14 protein-coding genes and 1 pseudogene are annotated in these 17388 nt (G+C 48.3%); 8 read left to right on the top strand and 7 right to left on the bottom strand.

From position 1 onward, the window contains the following. Nucleotides 1-20: 20 nt before the first annotated feature. Nucleotides 21-1253, bottom strand: a complete 1233-nt coding sequence (locus tag D9742_RS07030; protein WP_130236421.1) for a sensor domain-containing diguanylate cyclase — start codon at nucleotides 1251-1253, stop codon at nucleotides 21-23. Between the two features lie 256 nt (nucleotides 1254-1509). Between D9742_RS07030 and zntB the strand changes: the two genes are divergently transcribed. The 3 genes from zntB (at nucleotide 1510) to dbpA (ending at nucleotide 4344) form a co-directional block, all read left to right on the top strand. Beyond that, on the top strand, nucleotides 1510-2493 hold the full coding sequence (gene zntB / locus D9742_RS07025; RefSeq protein ID WP_130236420.1) for a zinc transporter ZntB: 984 nt from the start codon (nucleotides 1510-1512) through the stop codon (nucleotides 2491-2493). Nucleotides 2494-2767: 274 nt separating this feature from the next. Next, nucleotides 2768-2941 carry a protein YnaL gene (gene ynaL / locus D9742_RS23655; protein WP_276319618.1) on the top strand — a complete coding sequence of 58 codons (174 nt, stop codon included), beginning with the start codon at nucleotides 2768-2770 and terminating at the stop codon, nucleotides 2939-2941. Between the two features lie 29 nt (nucleotides 2942-2970). After that, nucleotides 2971-4344 (top strand): ATP-dependent RNA helicase DbpA, encoded by a 1374-nt coding sequence (gene dbpA, locus D9742_RS07020; protein WP_130236419.1) that lies wholly within the window; start codon nucleotides 2971-2973, stop codon nucleotides 4342-4344. A gap of 118 nt (nucleotides 4345-4462) precedes the next feature. Here dbpA and ttcA read toward each other — a convergent pair whose 3' ends face one another. The 4 genes from ttcA to nifJ form a co-directional block, all read right to left on the bottom strand. Further along, nucleotides 4463-5398: a tRNA 2-thiocytidine(32) synthetase TtcA gene (gene ttcA, locus D9742_RS07015; protein WP_000081418.1), complete on the bottom strand. Its 936-nt coding sequence runs from the start codon at nucleotides 5396-5398 to the stop codon at nucleotides 4463-4465. A 175-nt stretch (nucleotides 5399-5573) separates the two neighbouring features. Next, nucleotides 5574-6008, bottom strand: a complete 435-nt coding sequence (gene uspF / locus D9742_RS07010; RefSeq protein WP_064527357.1) for a universal stress protein UspF — start codon at nucleotides 6006-6008, stop codon at nucleotides 5574-5576. A gap of 139 nt (nucleotides 6009-6147) precedes the next feature. Then, nucleotides 6148-7266 (bottom strand): porin OmpC, encoded by a 1119-nt coding sequence (gene ompC / locus D9742_RS07005; protein ID WP_130236418.1) that lies wholly within the window; start codon nucleotides 7264-7266, stop codon nucleotides 6148-6150. Nucleotides 7267-7631: 365 nt separating this feature from the next. Continuing rightward, nucleotides 7632-11156, bottom strand: coding sequence for a pyruvate:ferredoxin (flavodoxin) oxidoreductase (gene nifJ / locus D9742_RS07000; RefSeq protein WP_130236417.1), 3525 nt, complete (start codon nucleotides 11154-11156; stop codon nucleotides 7632-7634). A gap of 271 nt (nucleotides 11157-11427) precedes the next feature. Here nifJ and D9742_RS06995 point away from each other — a divergent pair, with 271 nt between their 5' ends. Next, on the top strand, nucleotides 11428-11694 hold the full coding sequence (locus D9742_RS06995; protein ID WP_064527363.1) for a DUF333 domain-containing protein: 267 nt from the start codon (nucleotides 11428-11430) through the stop codon (nucleotides 11692-11694). On the opposite strand, the gene hslJ is transcribed toward D9742_RS06995, so the two are convergent. Together hslJ and ldhA are read right to left on the bottom strand one after the other, a co-directional pair. Then, a complete protein-coding gene (gene hslJ, locus D9742_RS06990) occupies nucleotides 11691-12113 on the bottom strand; it encodes a heat shock protein HslJ (RefSeq protein WP_130236416.1) in 423 nt (140 codons plus the stop codon). The two genes, D9742_RS06995 and hslJ, sit on opposite strands and share 4 nt — an antisense overlap. Nucleotides 12114-12270: 157 nt before the next feature. After that, on the bottom strand, nucleotides 12271-13260 hold the full coding sequence (gene ldhA, locus D9742_RS06985) for a D-lactate dehydrogenase (protein WP_130236415.1): 990 nt from the start codon (nucleotides 13258-13260) through the stop codon (nucleotides 12271-12273). A gap of 207 nt (nucleotides 13261-13467) precedes the next feature. Here ldhA and D9742_RS06980 point away from each other — a divergent pair, with 207 nt between their 5' ends. The 4 genes and pseudogenes from D9742_RS06980 to D9742_RS06965 form a co-directional block, all read left to right on the top strand. After that, a complete protein-coding gene (locus D9742_RS06980) occupies nucleotides 13468-16107 on the top strand; it encodes a YdbH family protein (protein WP_130236414.1) in 2640 nt (879 codons plus the stop codon). Continuing rightward, a complete protein-coding gene (locus D9742_RS06975; protein WP_130236413.1) occupies nucleotides 16104-16289 on the top strand; it encodes a YnbE family lipoprotein in 186 nt (61 codons plus the stop codon). Before D9742_RS06980 ends, D9742_RS06975 begins: the two co-directional genes overlap by 4 nt. Before the next feature lie 7 nt (nucleotides 16290-16296). Then, the gene (locus D9742_RS06970; protein WP_000831639.1) at nucleotides 16297-16620 is read left to right on the top strand and encodes a YdbL family protein; all 324 of its coding nucleotides are present in this window, start codon (nucleotides 16297-16299) and stop codon (nucleotides 16618-16620) included. A 406-nt stretch (nucleotides 16621-17026) separates the two neighbouring features. Then, nucleotides 17027-17388 (top strand): annotated as a pseudogene (locus D9742_RS06965) (surface-exposed virulence protein BigA); the annotation flags it as partial.

Genomic DNA, 17388 nt, shown 5'->3' with positions numbered 1-17388 from the left:
CTTCCGCGCTATTGAAAATATCAAGCCGCCAGTACGCGGTTGCGTCCATCATTTTTCGCCCGATACAACGCATCATCTACGCGTTTAAACAGTTCATCGATGCCTTCATTGCCTTCGTGATGTGCCACGCCAATGCTGACCGTAAAACGCGGTAGGCCAGAGATACTCACTTTTGCCACGCTCAATCGGATAGTTTCAGCGAGAGAAATTGCGGTATCCAGCGGGGTTCTGGGTAATAATAAGACGAACTCTTCACCTCCCCACCGAAACACCATATCGCCTTTGCGAGCGCAGCTTTCGAGCGTACGTGCCAATGCGCATAAAACTTCGTCACCTTTCTGGTGACCGTACAGGTCATTAATATGCTTAAAACGATCGGTGTCGATAAGCAACAAACTGTAATCCTGAGCGATTGCGAGATGCTGCATTTGGCCTTGCTCGGTGATGTGATAAAATTGTCGGCGGTTAAGTAATCCCGTCAACGCGTCATGGTGAGCAGCGTGTTCCAGTTGTTGTTCCAGCCTTTTTTGCTCGGTAATATCATGTACGATGCATAACATTAACTTGTCGCCATAAATCTCAATTGGCCCGGCATAAGTTTGCACATGGCGAGTGGAGCCATCGGCCAATTTATGCACAAAGTTAAGTGGCTTATGCCCGCCGGGTAAACGCGAAATTTCATGCATGACAGGCATCACGCGACGCCCAAGAATATTAATTTCCCAGGTGTGTTTCTGACAGATTGTTTCATGGTTATAGCCATAGAAATTGAGTGCGGCCACATTGGCGTCGACAATTTGGCCATCACGCGAGGGATCTATCAACAGCATTGGCGCGGAATTAGTCAGAAAAAAACGCGCATAAAACCCTTGTTTTTTACGCTGATAATTTGCAGAGCGGCTGGCTTTTAAGCCCAGACTTGCGGGTGTCTCCAGTCCTTCAAATATAATCACTTCCCCAGAATCACTAATCTCTTTGAGGGTCAACCGACAGCTTAGTGCTGTCTCTTCACCACTACGCTTGACCGTGAGAATTTCTACAATATCGAGCTGGTTATGCAGGTCTACGAGATATTTTGGTAGTTCGTTTTGAGAGGAGACGGAATAGAGGCCGGTTCGTAGCTGACTAAAAGTGAGTTCTTGCATCAACAGTTGCGCTGCGCTATTGGCATAAATTAACCGTTCCTCGAAGGGGGAAACGATCCAGACAGGACTGGTTAATAAGTCCAGGGTATTGAAGTTGTGCGTAGTCATTGAAATCCCGTTATTTTTATCAATTTTCTATTGTTATCTGATCGCAAAAATGCCACGAAAAATGATCAGATAATTCTGATAATGATAGACGCTATTTAACACTTTACCCCCTTTCTAATCATGAAAAGTATTTTGCTTTCTGTATTTTGTTTTGACAGGATTTTATTAATCATTTCAGGGGAATGGGGTGAGGAGATGTTGCGTAAGATGACCAGAAGACTAGACTACAAAATAAAGCATTGATAATGGAGGCACTGTGGAAACGATTAAGGGAGAGGACATAAATGTACCGGATGCAGTATTTGCCTGGATGTTGGATGGTAAAGGCGGTGTTAAACCGCTGGAAAATACAGATGAGATAGATGAAGAGCATCCCTGCTGGCTCCACCTTAATTATGTGCACCATGACAGCGCGCAGTGGCTGGCCACGACACCATTGCTCCCAAATAACGTGCGTGACGCGCTGGCAGGGGAAAGTACGCGACCCAGAGTTAGCCGTCTTGGCGAAGGGACGTTGATTACTTTGCGCTGCATTAATGGCAGTACTGATGAACGTCCCGACCAGCTGGTCGCCATGCGTGTTTATATGGATGGTCGGTTAATTGTCTCGACCCGACAACGTAAAGTACTTGCGTTAGACGATGTAGTTAGCGATCTGGAAGAGGGGACCGGCCCGACCGATTGCGGAGGCTGGCTGGTGGATGTGTGTGATGCATTAACCGATCACTCCAATGAGTTTATAGAGCAACTGCACGATAAAATTATCGACCTGGAAGATAATTTACTTGATCAACAAATTCCGCCGCGCGGTTTCCTGGCACTACTACGAAAACAACTCATTGTTATGCGCCGCTATATGGCGCCGCAGCGAGATGTTTATGCTCGCCTTGCTAGTGAGCGCCTGCCCTGGATGAATGACGATCAACGGCGTCGAATGCAGGATATTGCTGACCGTCTTGGGCGCGGTCTGGATGAGATTGATGCGTGTATTGCGAGAACTGGCGTGATGGCGGACGAAATCGCCCAAGTGATGCAGGAAAATTTAGCCCGCCGTACTTACACAATGTCATTGATGGCGATGGTCTTTTTACCCAGTACATTTTTAACCGGGTTATTTGGCGTTAACCTCGGGGGTATTCCAGGTGGAGGATGGCAATTTGGTTTTTCGCTTTTTTGTATTCTGTTAGTTGTTCTTATTGGTGGTGTTGCTTTATGGTTGCATCGTAGTAAATGGTTGTAACAAAAGCAATTTCTCCGGGTTTCTGTATACAAAAACGCCGTAAAGTTTGAGCGAGGTCAATAAACTCTCTACCCATTCAGGGCAATATCTTTCACGCAGGTGAATGCAACGTCAAGCGATGGGCGTTGCGCTCCATATTGTCTTACTTCCTTTTTTGAATTACTGCATAGCACAATTGATTCGTACGACGCCGACTTAGATAAGTCGGCTTTTTTTTGCCTGTTATCTGTCAACGTCTACCCTTTAAGAGTCGACCCAATGACCAAAGGGAAATATGATGACACTCATTTATTTGCAAATTCCTGTCCCTGAACCGATTCCTGGCGATCCCGTCCCAGTACCCGATCCAATCCCTCGTCCACAACCTATGCCCGACCCACCGCCTGATGAAGAACCGATTAAATTGTCGCAACGTGAGCGTAGATCTGCGAGGATACGCGCTTGCTAACTTTGCGCTGATGACCACGAGAATAGATTGTGACCGCTTTTTCTACCCTGAACGTTTTGCCTCCCGCCCAGCTCACTAACCTTAATGAGTTGGGTTACTTAACCATGACACCGGTGCAGGCTGCTGCGCTTCCGGCGATCCTTGCCGGAAAAGATGTTCGCGTGCAGGCGAAAACCGGCAGCGGAAAAACTGCGGCATTTGGACTCGGATTGTTACAGCAAATTGATGCTTCGCTGTTTCAGACTCAGGCTTTAGTGCTGTGTCCGACTCGAGAACTGGCGGATCAAGTCGCAGGCGAGTTACGTCGGCTGGCGCGTTTTCTGCCAAATACAAAAATCTTGACCTTATGCGGCGGTCAGCCATTTGGCATTCAGCGCGATTCACTGCAACACGCGCCGCATATCATCGTGGCGACGCCGGGGCGTTTGCTGGATCACCTGCAAAAAGGCACTGTTTCGTTAGATGCGTTGAATACGTTGGTAATGGATGAAGCCGACCGTATGTTGGATATGGGGTTTAGCGACGCAATTGATGAAGTCATCGGTTTTGCGCCAGCTTCTCGCCAGACGCTTCTCTTCTCTGCCACCTGGCCGGAAGCGATCGCCGCGATTAGCGGTCGTGTACAACGAGAGCCCCTGGCGATTGAAATAGACACAACAGATGCTCTGCCGCCTATTGAACAACAATTTTATGAGACATCCAGCAAGGGCAAAATTCCGTTGTTGCAACGGTTATTAAGTTTGCATCAGCCATCGTCTTGTGTGGTGTTTTGTAACACCAAAAAAGATTGCCAGGCTGTGTGTGACGCGCTTAATGAAGTAGGGCAAAGCGCATTGTCGTTACATGGCGATCTGGAGCAACGCGATCGCGATCAGACACTGGTACGTTTTGCCAACGGTAGCGCCCGCGTGCTGGTTGCGACCGATGTCGCTGCGCGTGGTCTGGATATTAAATCGCTTGAGCTGGTGGTGAACTTTGAGCTGGCCTGGGACCCTGAAGTTCATGTGCATCGTATTGGGCGTACGGCGCGTGCAGGAAATAGCGGTCTGGCGATCAGTTTCTGTGCGCCTGAAGAGGCACAGCGTGCCAATATCATTGCCGACATGTTGCAGATGAAACTTAACTGGCAAACGCCGCCAGCCAGCAGGGACATTGTGCCGCTGGAGGCAGAAATGGCAACGTTGTGTATCGATGGCGGGAAAAAAGCCAAAATGCGTCCGGGTGATGTATTAGGCGCGCTGACAGGAGATATCGGGCTTGATGGCGCGGATATTGGCAAAATCACCGTGCACCCAGCGCATGTCTATGTCGCAGTGCGACAGGCTGTTGCTCATAAGACATGGAAGCAGTTACAGGGCGGCAAGATTAAAGGAAAAACTTGCCGGGTACGGTTGTTAAAATAACGAAATGTTGATTTGTCTGATGCAAGGCTAAACATCTTGCCGGATGTGACGCTGGCCGCGTCTTATCCGGCATGCATAAGAGTAGCCCGATAATCTTACGCATCGGGCGTTATCCTGATTATTTTACTTCAACCACATTCAGCCGCAGTTCATCCAGCTGATTTTCGTCTTCTTCTGGCTGCCAGCCGGCGGGTTGCAGTGGGATCTCTTCACGGTCGAAGGCCAGATCGCCCCCGTTAACCACTTCAGAACCGTGGGTAATGCCTTTGAAATCGAACAGGTTGGTATCGCACAGATGCGACGGCACCACATTTTGCATCGCGCTGAACATTGTCTCGATACGCCCCGGATAACGTTTATCCCAGTCACGCAGCATGTCAGCAATCACCTGGCGTTGCAGGTTAGGCTGTGAACCGCACAGGTTGCACGGAATAATCGGGAACGCTTTTGCATCGGCAAAGCGTTGAATATCTTTTTCGCGGCAGTAGGCCAGCGGACGAATCACGATATGTTTGCCATCATCGCTCATCAGTTTCGGTGGCATACCTTTCATCTTGCCGCCGTAGAACATATTTAAGAACAGCGTTTGCAGAATGTCGTCGCGGTGGTGGCCCAGGGCGATTTTCGTGGCACCCAGTTCTGTTGCGGTGCGATAAAGGATACCGCGACGCAGACGAGAGCAGAGCGAGCAGGTGGTTTTTCCTTCAGGGATTTTCTCTTTTACGATCCCGTAAGTATTCTCTTCAACAATCTTATACTCAACGCCCAGCTTTTCGAGATACTCCGGCAGAACGTGTTCCGGGAAGCCTGGCTGTTTCTGGTCAAGGTTAACGGCAACCAGCGAGAAATTGATTGGCGCGCTTTGCTGCAAATTACGCAGGATCTCCAGCATGGTATAGCTGTCTTTACCCCCAGAGAGGCAAACCATGATGCGATCGCCTTCTTCAATCATATTGAAGTCAGCAATGGCTTCGCCCACGTTACGACGCAGACGTTTTTGTAATTTGTTGAGATTGTATTGTTCTTTCTTGCTAATTTCTTGATTTTGCGACATTTAATAGCGACTCAATTCGTTATATGGCATCAGAAGAGTATGCGTCATGCCGGAACGCCCAGCATAAGAAATCTGATATAAAAACTGTGGCGTGTATGGTACGGATTAGAGGGGAAAATGTCAGCACATTTGCGAAATGAATCAAAAAGCCCGCAGCAATCTGCGGGCGTTAGTGTTAGCGCACGACCAGCACTGAGCACTCTGCGTGACGCACTACGGCAGCGGCGTTAGAGCCCAGCAAGTAGGTGGTGATGTCCGGGCGATGGGAGGCGATAATGATCATATGAGCAGGGATCTTTTTCGCCATTTCCAGAATACGGTCTTTTGGCGAACCCTCTTCGACATGAACATGCACCCTGTCAGATGGCAGTTTGAATTTTTTAATTATCTCTTCCAGTTGCGATTTGGCTTCCGCTTTCAGGTCATCCATTGCTGGTAATTCTGCGGAATACGCTAATCCCAGAGAGGCATAGTAGGGTAGCGAAGGTATTACCGTCAGGAAATGAACCTCTGCGTCATCAATCTTTGCCTCTGCCTCAACGTGGCTAATCACACGTTGAGTTAATTCTGAATCTGAAATATCGATAGGGACAAGAATCGTTCTGTTCATAAAACCTCCTGTTTTAGTATCCGCATAAAGTGTAACGCCAGATGACACATTTTGTGTAATGACGGAGTTCACATTTTTAATTTAGATCAAGGGAGGAGAAATATGAAGAAAAAGCCCGCCAAACGGCGGGCAGGCAAGATTAAAACTGGTATACCAGACCTAAAGCAACGATATCATCGGTAGAGATACCGTTCGCAGCGTAGAAGCTGTCATCCTCATCAAGCAGGTTGATTTTATAATCAACATAGGTGGACATGTTTTTGTTGAAATAATATGTTGCACCAACATCGGCGTATTTAACCAGATCTTTATCGCCATCAGTACCGACCAAATCGCTGCCTTTAGACATCAGGAAGGAGACAGCTGGACGCAGGCCAAAATCAAACTGATACTGGGCCGTAACTTCAAAGTTCTGGGTTTTGTTGGCAATCGTATTTGCTGAATTGCCGTAAGGCGTCATGTTACGGGTTTCAGAGTACATGGTTGCAAGGTAGATATTGTGAGCATCGTATTTTGCCCCAGCCGTCCATGCGTCAGCCTTATCGCCTTTTGCAGTAGAGAATTCAGCCTGTTGGTTGGTACGATCAGAACTGGTATACGCAGCACCAAGGCTCACACCCATACCTAAATCGTAGGTAGAGGAGATACCGAAACCGTCGCCATTGGCATTCTTAATATTACGATCGCTACCGTTTGCAGTACCTTCTTGCTCATGGCTAACCTGGTTTTCGTTCGCTCCCTGATACTGTAACGCAAAGTCCAGGCCATCAACCAGACCGAAGAAATCGGTGTTACGGTAGGTCGCGACGCCGTTTGCACGACCGGTCATATAGTTATCGGCTTTGGTATAAGAGTCGCCACCGAATTCAGGCAGCATATCAGTCCAGCCTTCGATGTCGTACATCACGCCATAATTACGACCATAGTCAAATGAACCGAAGTCACCAAATTTCAGACCGGCAAATGCCAGACGAGTCCAGGAGTCGCCTTTATCATTTTCAGAGCCATTAGCCTGAACGTTATATTCCCACTGGCCATAACCGACCAGTTGATCGGTAATTTGAGTTTCGCCTTTAAAACCAAAACGCACATAAGTTTGATCGCCATCACTATTCGCATTATCAGAAAAATAATGCAGGCCATCGACTTTGCCGTACAGGTCTAATTTATTACCGTCTTTATTATAAATTTCTGCTGCATGTGCAGCACCTGCGGCGAGCAGGGCAGGAATTAAGAGCGCCAGTACTTTGCTTTTCATTGAATAAATCCTTTAGTTATTTTATTTGCTTTAATTTTCCCCGTTTGGGGAATGAAAACATCCTAAAGGAGAAGTTCAGTCAGCAGATAAATATCATTTGTTACGCCTTAAGTAAAACCTTAATCAAATAATTCTGTGGAAATGGTAATAAGTTTGATGAATGTGTTGCTGGAGATTCATACAAAATAAAAATTATACATTTAATAATACATGAGTTATTCTGCGCGGGTTATATGCCTTTATTGTCACGGATTTTATTTTAGGTTGGGTCGTTGCATTACTAATGTTTTTCCAACGAATAAAAAGACAAGCCCGAACTTTCGTTCGGGCTTTTTTTTGAATTGGATAATAATTATCCAGAAAGTTTACTCGGCGCTGTTTTTTTCCGCCTTTCCGGCCATTTGTGCCAGGAAGTCATAACGTTTTTGCAAATCAGCTGCAGCATCTTTCCATAACTGTTCTGCCACTTCTGGCTGCTGCGAATTCAGACGACGGAAACGTTGCTCATGAAGAAGCGTTTCTTCCAGAGCTTCTGAAGGCGGGCGTGAATCCAGCGCCAGCGGCAGTTTACCTTCATCAGCACGACGAGGATCGAAGCGATATAGCGGCCAGAAGCCGGTAGCAGTGAGTTGGCGCATCTGGTCGTGACTGAATGCCAGGTCATAACCGTGCTCTTCACATGGGCTGTAAGCGATGATCAGCGATGGCCCCGGATACGCTTCCGCTTCCTGAATCGCTTTCACCGTCTGGTTCAGCTGCGCGCCGAGAGAAATCTGCGCCACATAAACATGACCGTACATCATCATGCTAACACCAAGATCTTTGCGTGCTTTGCGTTTGCCATGCTCACCAAACTTAGTTACCGCGCCAAGCGGGGTGGCTTTCGACGCCTGACCTCCGGTGTTGGAATAGCATTGCGTATCCAGTACCAGGATATTGACGTTTTCCGTCAGACTCAGCACATGATCCAGACCGCCAAAGCCGATGTCGTAAGCCCAGCCATCACCACCAATCAGCCAGATTGATTTCTCAACAAGCGCATCTGCGTCACGCAGCAGTTCATGCGCTTCAGCCACATCTTTGAGTTGCTGGCGCAGAGCGGCGACTTGTTCGCGACGAACGTCTGGCGTGGCTTCTGATTTCAACGCCACCAGTAACTCAGTCGGGATTTTATCGGCAAATTGATCCAGCAAACGCAATACGCGTGTGCGGTGTTGATCGACCGTCAGGCGGAAACCAAGGCCGAATTCGGCGTTATCTTCAAATAGCGAATTTGCCCAGGCAGGTCCACGACCGTTGGCATCCGTGGTATATGGCGTGGAGGGCAGGTTGCCGCCGTAAATAGAAGAACAACCAGTAGCGTTGGCAATCAACATCCGATCGCCATAGAGCTGGGTGAGCAATTTAATATACGGCGTCTCACCACAACCGGAGCAGGCGCCAGAATATTCAAACAGCGGAGTGATCAACTGCGAAGTACGAATATCAATACGTTCCAGTTTGCTGCGGTCGATTTCTGGTAAATTCAGGAAGAAGTCGTAATTGATCTTCTCTTCTTCCACATGTTCCAGACGCGACATCATATTGATAGCTTTGATCTCTGGATTTTGTCGGTCTTTCGCCGGGCAAACTTCGACGCATAGATTACAGCCGGTGCAATCTTCCGGTGCGACCTGCAACACATATTTCTGCCCGCGCATATCACGAGATTTCACATCCAATGAATGCAGGCTAGCCGGAGCGTTTTCCATCGCTTCGGGCGGTACGACTTTCGCGCGTATGGCGGAGTGTGGGCAAGCCGCGACGCAGTGGTTGCATTGGGTACAGAGTTCCTCTTTCCAGATAGGGATCTCTTCGGCAATGTTGCGTTTTTCCCAGCGAGTAGTACCCATTGGCCAGGTGCCGTCTGGTGGTAGCGCCGAAACGGGGAGGGCGTCGCCAAGTCCGGCGAGCATCGCAGCGGTAACCGTTTTGACAAAATCAGGTGCGGCATCAGATACCACTGGCGGACGGTTGGCACTTTGCGGATTTACCGGCTGCAGTGGTACTTCTTCAACGGACTCGCGCGCCAGTGCCAGAGCTTGCCAGTTGCGTTCCACAAGATCCTGGCCTTTGCTGCTGTAACTCTTGGCAATGGCACCCTGAAGTTCGGCCAGGGCGCTGTCGCCAGGCAGAATTTGCGTCAGGTGGAAGAAAACCATCTGCATGACGGTGTTAATGCGTGCTGCCAGCCCACATTCGCGGGCAATTTTCGCTGCATTAATCACATAGAAACGCGCTTTTTTCTGATTCAACACAGCCTGGACTTCTTGCGGCAGCCGCGACCACACTTCATCGGCGCTGTACGGTGTGTTAAGCAGGAAAATGCCACCTGGTTTTAAACGCTCGGCCATTTGATATTTGTCGATAAATTGCAACTGGTGGCAGCCAACAAAATCAGCTTGCGAAATCAAATATGCGGAACGGATGGGCTGCTCGCTTACGCGCAGATGGGAAACCGTCAGGCCACCGGCTTTTTTAGAGTCGTAAACAAAATATCCCTGCGCATACCACGGCGTGGAGTTACCGATAATTTTGATATTGTTTTTAGTTGCGGAAACGCTGCCATCACTACCCAACCCGTAAAAGAGTGCTTCCAGTTTTGCGGAGTTCGGCAGAGTATTTTCCGGCAACGGTAGTGACAGATTGGTCACATCGTCATAAATACCGACGGTAAAGCGTGTTTTCGGTTTAGCTGAATTGAGTTCGGCGAATACTGCCAGTACACAGTCTGGGCCAAATTCTTTGGATGAAAGACCATAGCGTCCGCCAATGACGCGTGGCAGGGTTTCGCGCTCGCCATTATTAAAGGCTTCAGCCAGCGCCGTCATTACATCCAGATACAGTGGTTCTGCCTGCGCACCAGGCTCTTTGGTGCGATCCAGCACCCCCACAGTACGTACAGAGTTCGGCAATGCTTGCAGTAAGTGTCTGGCGGAGAAAGGGCGGTAAAGTCGAACTTTTAGCACGCCCACTTTTTCGCCTCGGGTCAGCAATTCGTCCACGACTTCTTCACAGGTGCCGATGGCCGACCCCATCAGGATAATCACCCGTTCCGCCAGCGGATGGCCATAATACTCAAACGGCTGATACTGGCGACCTGTAGCGGCAGCGAAATCAGTCATCGCCTGTTCAACATGGTCATAGACCGCGTTGTACCATGGGTTGGTGGCTTCGCGAGACTGGAAATAAGTGTCCGGATTAGCTGATGTACCGCGGATCACCGGATGTTCCGGATTAAGTGCGCGAAGGCGATGAGCATCAATTTCTGCCTGGGGCATTAACTCAAGAATCGTGTCGTCGGCCAGTGGGACAATTTTGTTGATTTCGTGGGAAGTGCGGAAACCATCAAAGAAATGAATAAATGGCACGCGGCTTTTCAGCGTCGCGATGTGCGAAATGAGAGCAAAGTCTTGTGCTTCCTGCACGTTTGCTGCACACAGCATGGCGCAGCCCGTCTGACGTACCGCCATCACATCTGAATGATCGCCAAAAATAGAGAGCGCATGCGTGGCCACAGTACGCGCAGCCACATGTAGCACAAACGGCGTCAGCTCACCTGCCAGTTTATACAGCGTCGGGATCATCAGCAGTAAACCCTGCGACGATGTAAATGATGTCGAAAGAGCGCCTGTTTGCAAAGCACCATGCACAGTTGCGATAGCGCCAGCTTCTGACTGCATTTCAACCACACGAGGTGTATCTCCCCATACGTTCTTCAGGCCGTTTCCGGCCCAGGCATCAGCCTGTTCAGCCATCGTGGAACTCGGGGTAATAGGGTAAATGGCGATAACTTCACTGGTGCGAAATGCCACCGAAGCTACCGCGCCATTTCCGTCAATTGTGATCATACGACACCCTTACATTGCGCAAATGAGGGGCGCACGAAAAAGCTGCGCGCCCAGTAGTAATCTTTTAATTTTAGCAAATGGCTTTCTGCTGCATTTTCGCTTTTGTGTTCTCTATATCAGCGTAATGAATGTTTTGATCAAATCCCGGGCAAAAAAATAGCCACAAAATAGTAAAAAAACGTTGCAATTCACATACAGTTCTCGACGTAGCCGCCTGAGCTGCCTATTATTACGGCGGTTTCGTTGGACTTAAAGATTTGAGGAAGTAAAGATGCGAGTAATGTTGTGCGTAGGGGCTGCCGTTTTATTGTTGTCGGCGTGTAGTAGTGAACCTGTTCAGCAGGCGACCGCGGCGCATGTGGCCCCAGGTTTAAAAGCGTCAATGTCGAGTAGCGGAGAGGCAAATTGTGCCATGATTGGCGGTTCGCTTTCCGTTGCCCGTCAACTGGATGGTACAGCGATCGGGATGTGTGCATTACCCAACGGCAAACGCTGTAGCGAACAGTCGCTTGCCGCCGGAAGTTGTGGTAGCTATTAATTCATTAAATCCGCCAGCTTATACGTTAATGTCTGTTTCGCTGTCGCCAGCGTTAACTGATTCGCGGTCAGGTCCACTTGCGCACCTTCTTTCAGCATTTCGCTGATGGTGTTATCGAGTTCGTTAAGCTGTGGGTTGGCACACATCATACGGGTCATTGCCAGTCCTTTTACTTTCAGTTCTCCGTCCGAAAGTTTACCTTCGCCGCTAAAGCGGTTGCACATGTTGCCAGAAATCATCATCTTTTCGCCAAAGCTGATTTCTGGCGGGTTTTTCTCGATGGCAACCGGTTGACCGTTTACACTTTCCAGTACGAAACGGTGATGCTGTAACTGTTCTGGCGTTACAGCAATTTTGTCATTACTTACACATCCCGCCATCAGCAGGCTTAGTGCGACTAGCGCGGCAACTTTCTTCATTTTAGTTCTCTACTTAAGGTATAAATTTGGTGCTGTTTGCCGGATGCAACGCTGATTGCGTCTTATCCGTCCTTAAAACATATTTTAAGAATAGAAGATCAAATATCTTTGGGGATTATCTGAATAAGCTCCCCTGTAAGACAGGGGAGCGGTAAGATTAAACCAGTTCGTTCGGGCAGGGTTCGCCTTTTTCCAGATAGCTCAAGTTTTGTAGCGTAGTCTGGGAAATACTGGTCAGGGCTTCTGCTGTCAGGAACGCCTGATGTCCGGTAAACAGTACGTTATGGCAGGCTGACAGACGACGGAAAACATCATCCTGAATCACATCATTGGATTTATCTTCAAAGAATAGATCGCGTTCATTCTCATAAACGTCCATCCCCAGCGAGCCAATTTTCTGGTTTTTCAGTGCCTCAATCGCCGCTTGTGAATCAATCAGCGCACCTCGGCTGGTGTTGATGATCATTACGCCATTTTTCATCTGATCGAACGCCGCCTCATTCAGCAGGTGGTAGTTCTCCGGCGTCAGCGGACAGTGCAGGGAGATAACGTCTGATTCAGAGAACAAGGTCGGCAGATCGACATATTCCACGCCGAGTTCCAGCGCTGCTGCACTTGGGTACGGATCGAATGCCAACAGACGCATACCAAAGCCTTTCAGTATACGCAGCATTGCCACACCGATTTTACCGGTGCCAATAACCCCCGCCGTTTTACCGTACATAGTAAAACCAGTAAGCCCCTCCAGAGAGAAGTTGGCGTCACGGGTACGCTGATATGCGCGGTGAATACGACGGTTCAGCGTCATCATCATACCAATTGCATGTTCAGCGACGGCTTCCGGATCGTAAGCCGGGACTCGCACCACTTTGAATCCCAGTTCTTTTGCTGCGTCGAGATCAACGTTATTGAAACCGGCACAGCGCAGGGCGATATATTTAACGCCATGCTTTTTCAGCTCTTCCAGCACCGGACGGCTGCCGTCGTCGTTTACGAAAATACATACAGCTTCGCAACCGTTGGCTGTTTTTGCCGTTTTTTCCGTCAGCAGAAAGTCAAAAAATTCCAGCTCAAAGCCAAAGGACTCGTTCACCTGTTGCAGGTACTTTTTGTCGTACTGTTTTGTGCTATATACGGCGAGTTTCATAAGACTTTCTCCAGTGATGTTGAATCACATTTAAGCTACTAAAAATATTTTACAAAATTTAAAATTTAATTGAAAGTTATGGCGATATTGAAAATTCCAGGAACATCTATGCTTAGTGTAGGCGCAACCTTCAACTGAAAGGTTAAACATGCCACAATACCTGTATTGACTGCTTAATTTTTCGCTAAATCAGGATATTAACTACCCATGTTGGGTAAATATAAAGCCGTTCTCGCGCTGCTATTACTGATTATTCTTGTGCCGTTGACGCTACTGATGACGCTCGGGTTGTGGGTTCCCACGCTGGCGGGTATCTGGCTACCGCTCGGTACTCGTATCGCATTGGATGAAAGCCCACGCTTTACGCGTAAGGGGTTAATCATTCCCGATCTCCGTTATCTGGTTGCTGATTGCCAGTTAGCACATGTCACTGACGCCAGAATTTCTCATCCCAGCCGCTGGTTGATAAATATTGGCACAGTGGAACTTGACTCTGCGTGTCTGGCGAAATTGCCGCAGACAGAGCAGTCTCCTGCTGCCCCGAAAACCCTCGCGCAGTGGCAAGCTATGTTGCCTAACGCCTGGTTCAATATTGATAAGTTGATCTTTTCTCCCTGGCAGGAATGGCAGGGAAAACTATCACTCGCGTTGACTTCTGATATTCAGCAACTGCGTTATCAGGGCGAAAAAGTGAAATTTCAAGGTCATCTTAAAGGACAACAACTTACTGTCAGCGAACTGGCTGTTGCCGCGTTTGAAAATCAACCACCGATAAAACTGGTGGGGGAATTTACCATGCCGCTTGTACCGGATGGGCTTCCGATAAGTGGTCATGCTACAGCAACGTTGAACCTGCCGCAGGAACCGTCACTGGTGGATGCCGAGCTGGAGTGGCAGGAAAATAGCGGGCAATTGATTGTATTGGCACGAGATAACGGCGATCCGTTGCTCGATTTGCCGTGGGAAATTACCCGTCAACAGCTGACCGTTAGCGATGGTCGCTGGAGCTGGCCGTATGTAGGTTTTCCCCTGAGTGGGCGACTGGGTATCAAAGTCGACAACTGGCAGGCAGGGCTTGAGAACGCGTTGGTCAGTGGTCGTCTGAGTGTGTTGACTCAGGGACAAGCGGGTAAAGGCAACGCGGTGCTTAATTTTGGTCCAGGAAAATTAAGCATGGATAACAGCCAAATGCCACTTCAACTGACAGGCGAGGCAAAACAGGCGGATCTCATTTTGTATGCACGTTTACCTGCGCAGTTAAGCGGAAGTCTGGCTGACCCAACGCTGGCTTTTGAACCGGGCGCATTGTTACGTTCTAAAGGGCGAGTCATCGATTCGCTTGACATTGACGAAATCCGCTGGCCTTTAGCTGGCGTAAAAGTGACGCAGCGCGGTGTGGACGGTCGCTTGCAGGCCATTTTACAGGCTCATGAAAATGAATTGGGCGACTTTGTTCTACATATGGATGGGCTGGCAAAAGATTTTCTCCCTGACGCAGGCCATTGGCAGTGGCGTTACTGGGGAAAAGGCAGTTTTACGCCAATGAACGCCAACTGGGATGTCGCAGGAAAAGGCGAGTGGCATGACAGCACGATTACGCTGACCGACCTCTCGACCGGTTTCGACCAATTGCAATACGGCACAATGACGGTAGAAAATCCACGATTGATTCTCGACGAGCCTGTCGTCTGGGTACGTGATCGACAGAAACCTTCGTTTCGAGGGGCGCTTTCTTTGGATGCCGGGCAAACGCTGTTTACTGGCGGCAGTGTGTTACCGCCATCAACGTTGAAATTCAGTGTTGAAGGGCGCGAGCCAACTTATTTCCTCTTCAAAGGGGATTTGCATGCTGGCGAAATTGGCCCGGTACGGGTAAACGGTCGTTGGGATGGTATTCGCTTACGCGGTAATGCCTGGTGGCCCAAACAATCACTGACAGTGTTCCAGCCGCTGGTCCCCCCTGACTGGAAGATGAAATTACGCGATGGCGAACTGTATGCCCAGGTTGCGTTTTCTGCCGCACCTGAACAAGGTTTCCGCGCGGGGGGGCATGGTGTGCTAAAAGACGGCAGCGCCTGGATGCCGGACAACCAGGTCAACGGCGTCGATTTTGTATTGCCGTTCCGTTTTGCCGATGGTGCCTGGCATCTTGGGACTCGCGGACCTGTTACTTTGCGTATTGCCGAAGTCATTAATTTGGTGACAGCGAAAAATATCACTGCTGATTTGCAAGGGCGTTATCCGTGGACAGAAGAAGAACCATTGCTGCTGACCGATGTTAGCGTTGATGTTTTGGGCGGTAACGTACTAATGAAACAATTGCGTATGCCGCAGCACGACCCAGCGTTGCTACGCCTGAATAATCTATCGTCCAGCGAACTGGTTAGCGCGGTTAATCCGAAACAGTTTGCTATGTCTGGGGCATTCAGTGGGGCCTTGCCACTATGGCTGAACAATGAAAAATGGATTGTCAAAGATGGCTGGTTGGCAAACGCGGGGCCGATGACGCTGCGTCTGGATAAAGACACTGCAGATGCGGTGGCCAAAGACAATATGACCGCTGGAACTGCCATCAACTGGTTGCGTTATATGGAAATCAGTCGCTCATCAACAAGGATTAATTTAGATAATCTCGGTGTGTTAACCATGCGGGCCAACATTTCGGGCACCAGTCGCGTCGATGGTAAAAGCGGTACGGTAAACCTTAATTATCACCATGAAGAGAATATTTTTACGTTATGGCGCAGTTTACGCTTTGGCGATAATCTCCAGGTATGGCTGGAGCAGAATGCCCAGCTACCGGAAACTGGCTGCCCATCAGGAAAAGAGTGTGAGGAAAAACAATGAAAATAGTGATAGCCGCGTTTGCGTCCTCTTTTATGTTGGTTGGTTGCACGCCTCGCATTGAAGTGGCTGCGCCGAAAGAGCCAATCACCATTAATATGAACGTTAAAATTGAGCATGAAATCATCATTAAAGCGGATAAGGACGTTGAAAACCTGCTCAAAACCCGTAGCGATCTATTTTGAGGTGATGATGAAAAGAACATTACTCATAGCTGTATGGGCCATTGGCCTGATGAGCGACAGTGCAATGGCTTTAACCCTGAACGAAGCCAGAAGTCAGGGGCGGGTAGGTGAAACGCTTAACGGTTACCTGGTGGCGCTACAAACGGATGCCGAAACACAGGCATTAGTAAAAGATATTAATGAAGCTCGTAACCATAGTTACCAACAACTGGCAAAGCAAAATAATGTATCCACTAAAGAGATAGCCAAATTGGCTGGACAAAAGCTTGTTGCTCGCGCGAAGTCGGGGCAATATGTTCAGGGAATTAATGGTAAATGGTTGCGCAAATAAATTATAGTTGGCTACAAAATGTATCTATTAATGATCTTTTACAGTATTTAAACTGACGTTAGCATGCTTAATTACCGTGGGTATTTCTACAAAAACCTTATATATCCTTCCCTTAAATAACAAATCATTACCAATATATATGTAACCACAAAATATATATGCAGCGTCAATGAATTATTAGTGTGTTTTTGTTTTTTGTCGTTAATTTTTAGATTGAAGTGAGTTTTTTGTGGAATATAATTCCATCAACTGTTTTTTGTATGCTTTTACTTGCCTGATTTTAATATTGATTTTGTGAATTATATAAGCATTTCTTTATTGCTTATTTCACTATGAATATTTACTACGATTTATCTTCAAATTCTGCATGGCTTGTTACGCACGGTCTAGATCTAAGGAATTTTATATGCAAAGGAAAAAATTATTGTCTGTTTGTGTTGCCATGGCGTTAAGTAGCCAGACATGGGCTGCGGATACTTCAATACCCGACTCAACCGAAAAAACACGTAAGTCCAGTAAGATAACATGTCCGGCAAATATTCATTCCCTGAGCAAAGAGCAGCTAGAAAATTTATCCGCGGAGTGCAGAGAAAATAAAGATAGTGCAGTTTTACCATGGGCAGCTGCAGGTCTTGCTGCAGTAGCTACGGGAATTGCAGTATATACCTTAAGTGACGATGACAATCACCACCATAATAACTCCCCAGTTCCGGATGATGGCGGTGATACGCCTGTTCCTCCAGACGACGGCGGTGATACGCCGGTTCC

This window comes from Escherichia sp. E1V33 (genome assembly GCF_004211955.1).
Classification (GTDB): domain Bacteria; phylum Pseudomonadota; class Gammaproteobacteria; order Enterobacterales; family Enterobacteriaceae; genus Escherichia.
Note: the sequence above shows the minus strand (reverse complement) of the source record. Positions and strands in the feature narration are given on the sequence as shown.

What these genes read in the sequence shown, in the direction of transcription:
- D9742_RS07030 (WP_130236421.1), bottom strand. Translation starts at nt 1,253, where the DNA reads ATGACTACGCACAACTTCAATACCCTGGACTTATTAACCAGTCCTGTC.
- ynaL (WP_276319618.1), top strand. Translation starts at nt 2,768, where the DNA reads ATGATGACACTCATTTATTTGCAAATTCCTGTCCCTGAACCGATTCCT.
- ttcA (WP_000081418.1), bottom strand. Translation starts at nt 5,398, where the DNA reads ATGTCGCAAAATCAAGAAATTAGCAAGAAAGAACAATACAATCTCAAC.
- uspF (WP_064527357.1), bottom strand. Translation starts at nt 6,008, where the DNA reads ATGAACAGAACGATTCTTGTCCCTATCGATATTTCAGATTCAGAATTA.
- ompC (WP_130236418.1), bottom strand. Translation starts at nt 7,266, where the DNA reads ATGAAAAGCAAAGTACTGGCGCTCTTAATTCCTGCCCTGCTCGCCGCA.
- nifJ (WP_130236417.1), bottom strand. Translation starts at nt 11,156, where the DNA reads ATGATCACAATTGACGGAAATGGCGCGGTAGCTTCGGTGGCATTTCGC.
- D9742_RS06995 (WP_064527363.1), top strand. Translation starts at nt 11,428, where the DNA reads ATGCGAGTAATGTTGTGCGTAGGGGCTGCCGTTTTATTGTTGTCGGCG.
- hslJ (WP_130236416.1), bottom strand. Translation starts at nt 12,113, where the DNA reads ATGAAGAAAGTTGCCGCGCTAGTCGCACTAAGCCTGCTGATGGCGGGA.
- ldhA (WP_130236415.1), bottom strand. Translation starts at nt 13,260, where the DNA reads ATGAAACTCGCCGTATATAGCACAAAACAGTACGACAAAAAGTACCTG.
- D9742_RS06980 (WP_130236414.1), top strand. Translation starts at nt 13,468, where the DNA reads ATGTTGGGTAAATATAAAGCCGTTCTCGCGCTGCTATTACTGATTATT.
- D9742_RS06975 (WP_130236413.1), top strand. Translation starts at nt 16,104, where the DNA reads ATGAAAATAGTGATAGCCGCGTTTGCGTCCTCTTTTATGTTGGTTGGT.
- D9742_RS06970 (WP_000831639.1), top strand. Translation starts at nt 16,297, where the DNA reads ATGAAAAGAACATTACTCATAGCTGTATGGGCCATTGGCCTGATGAGC.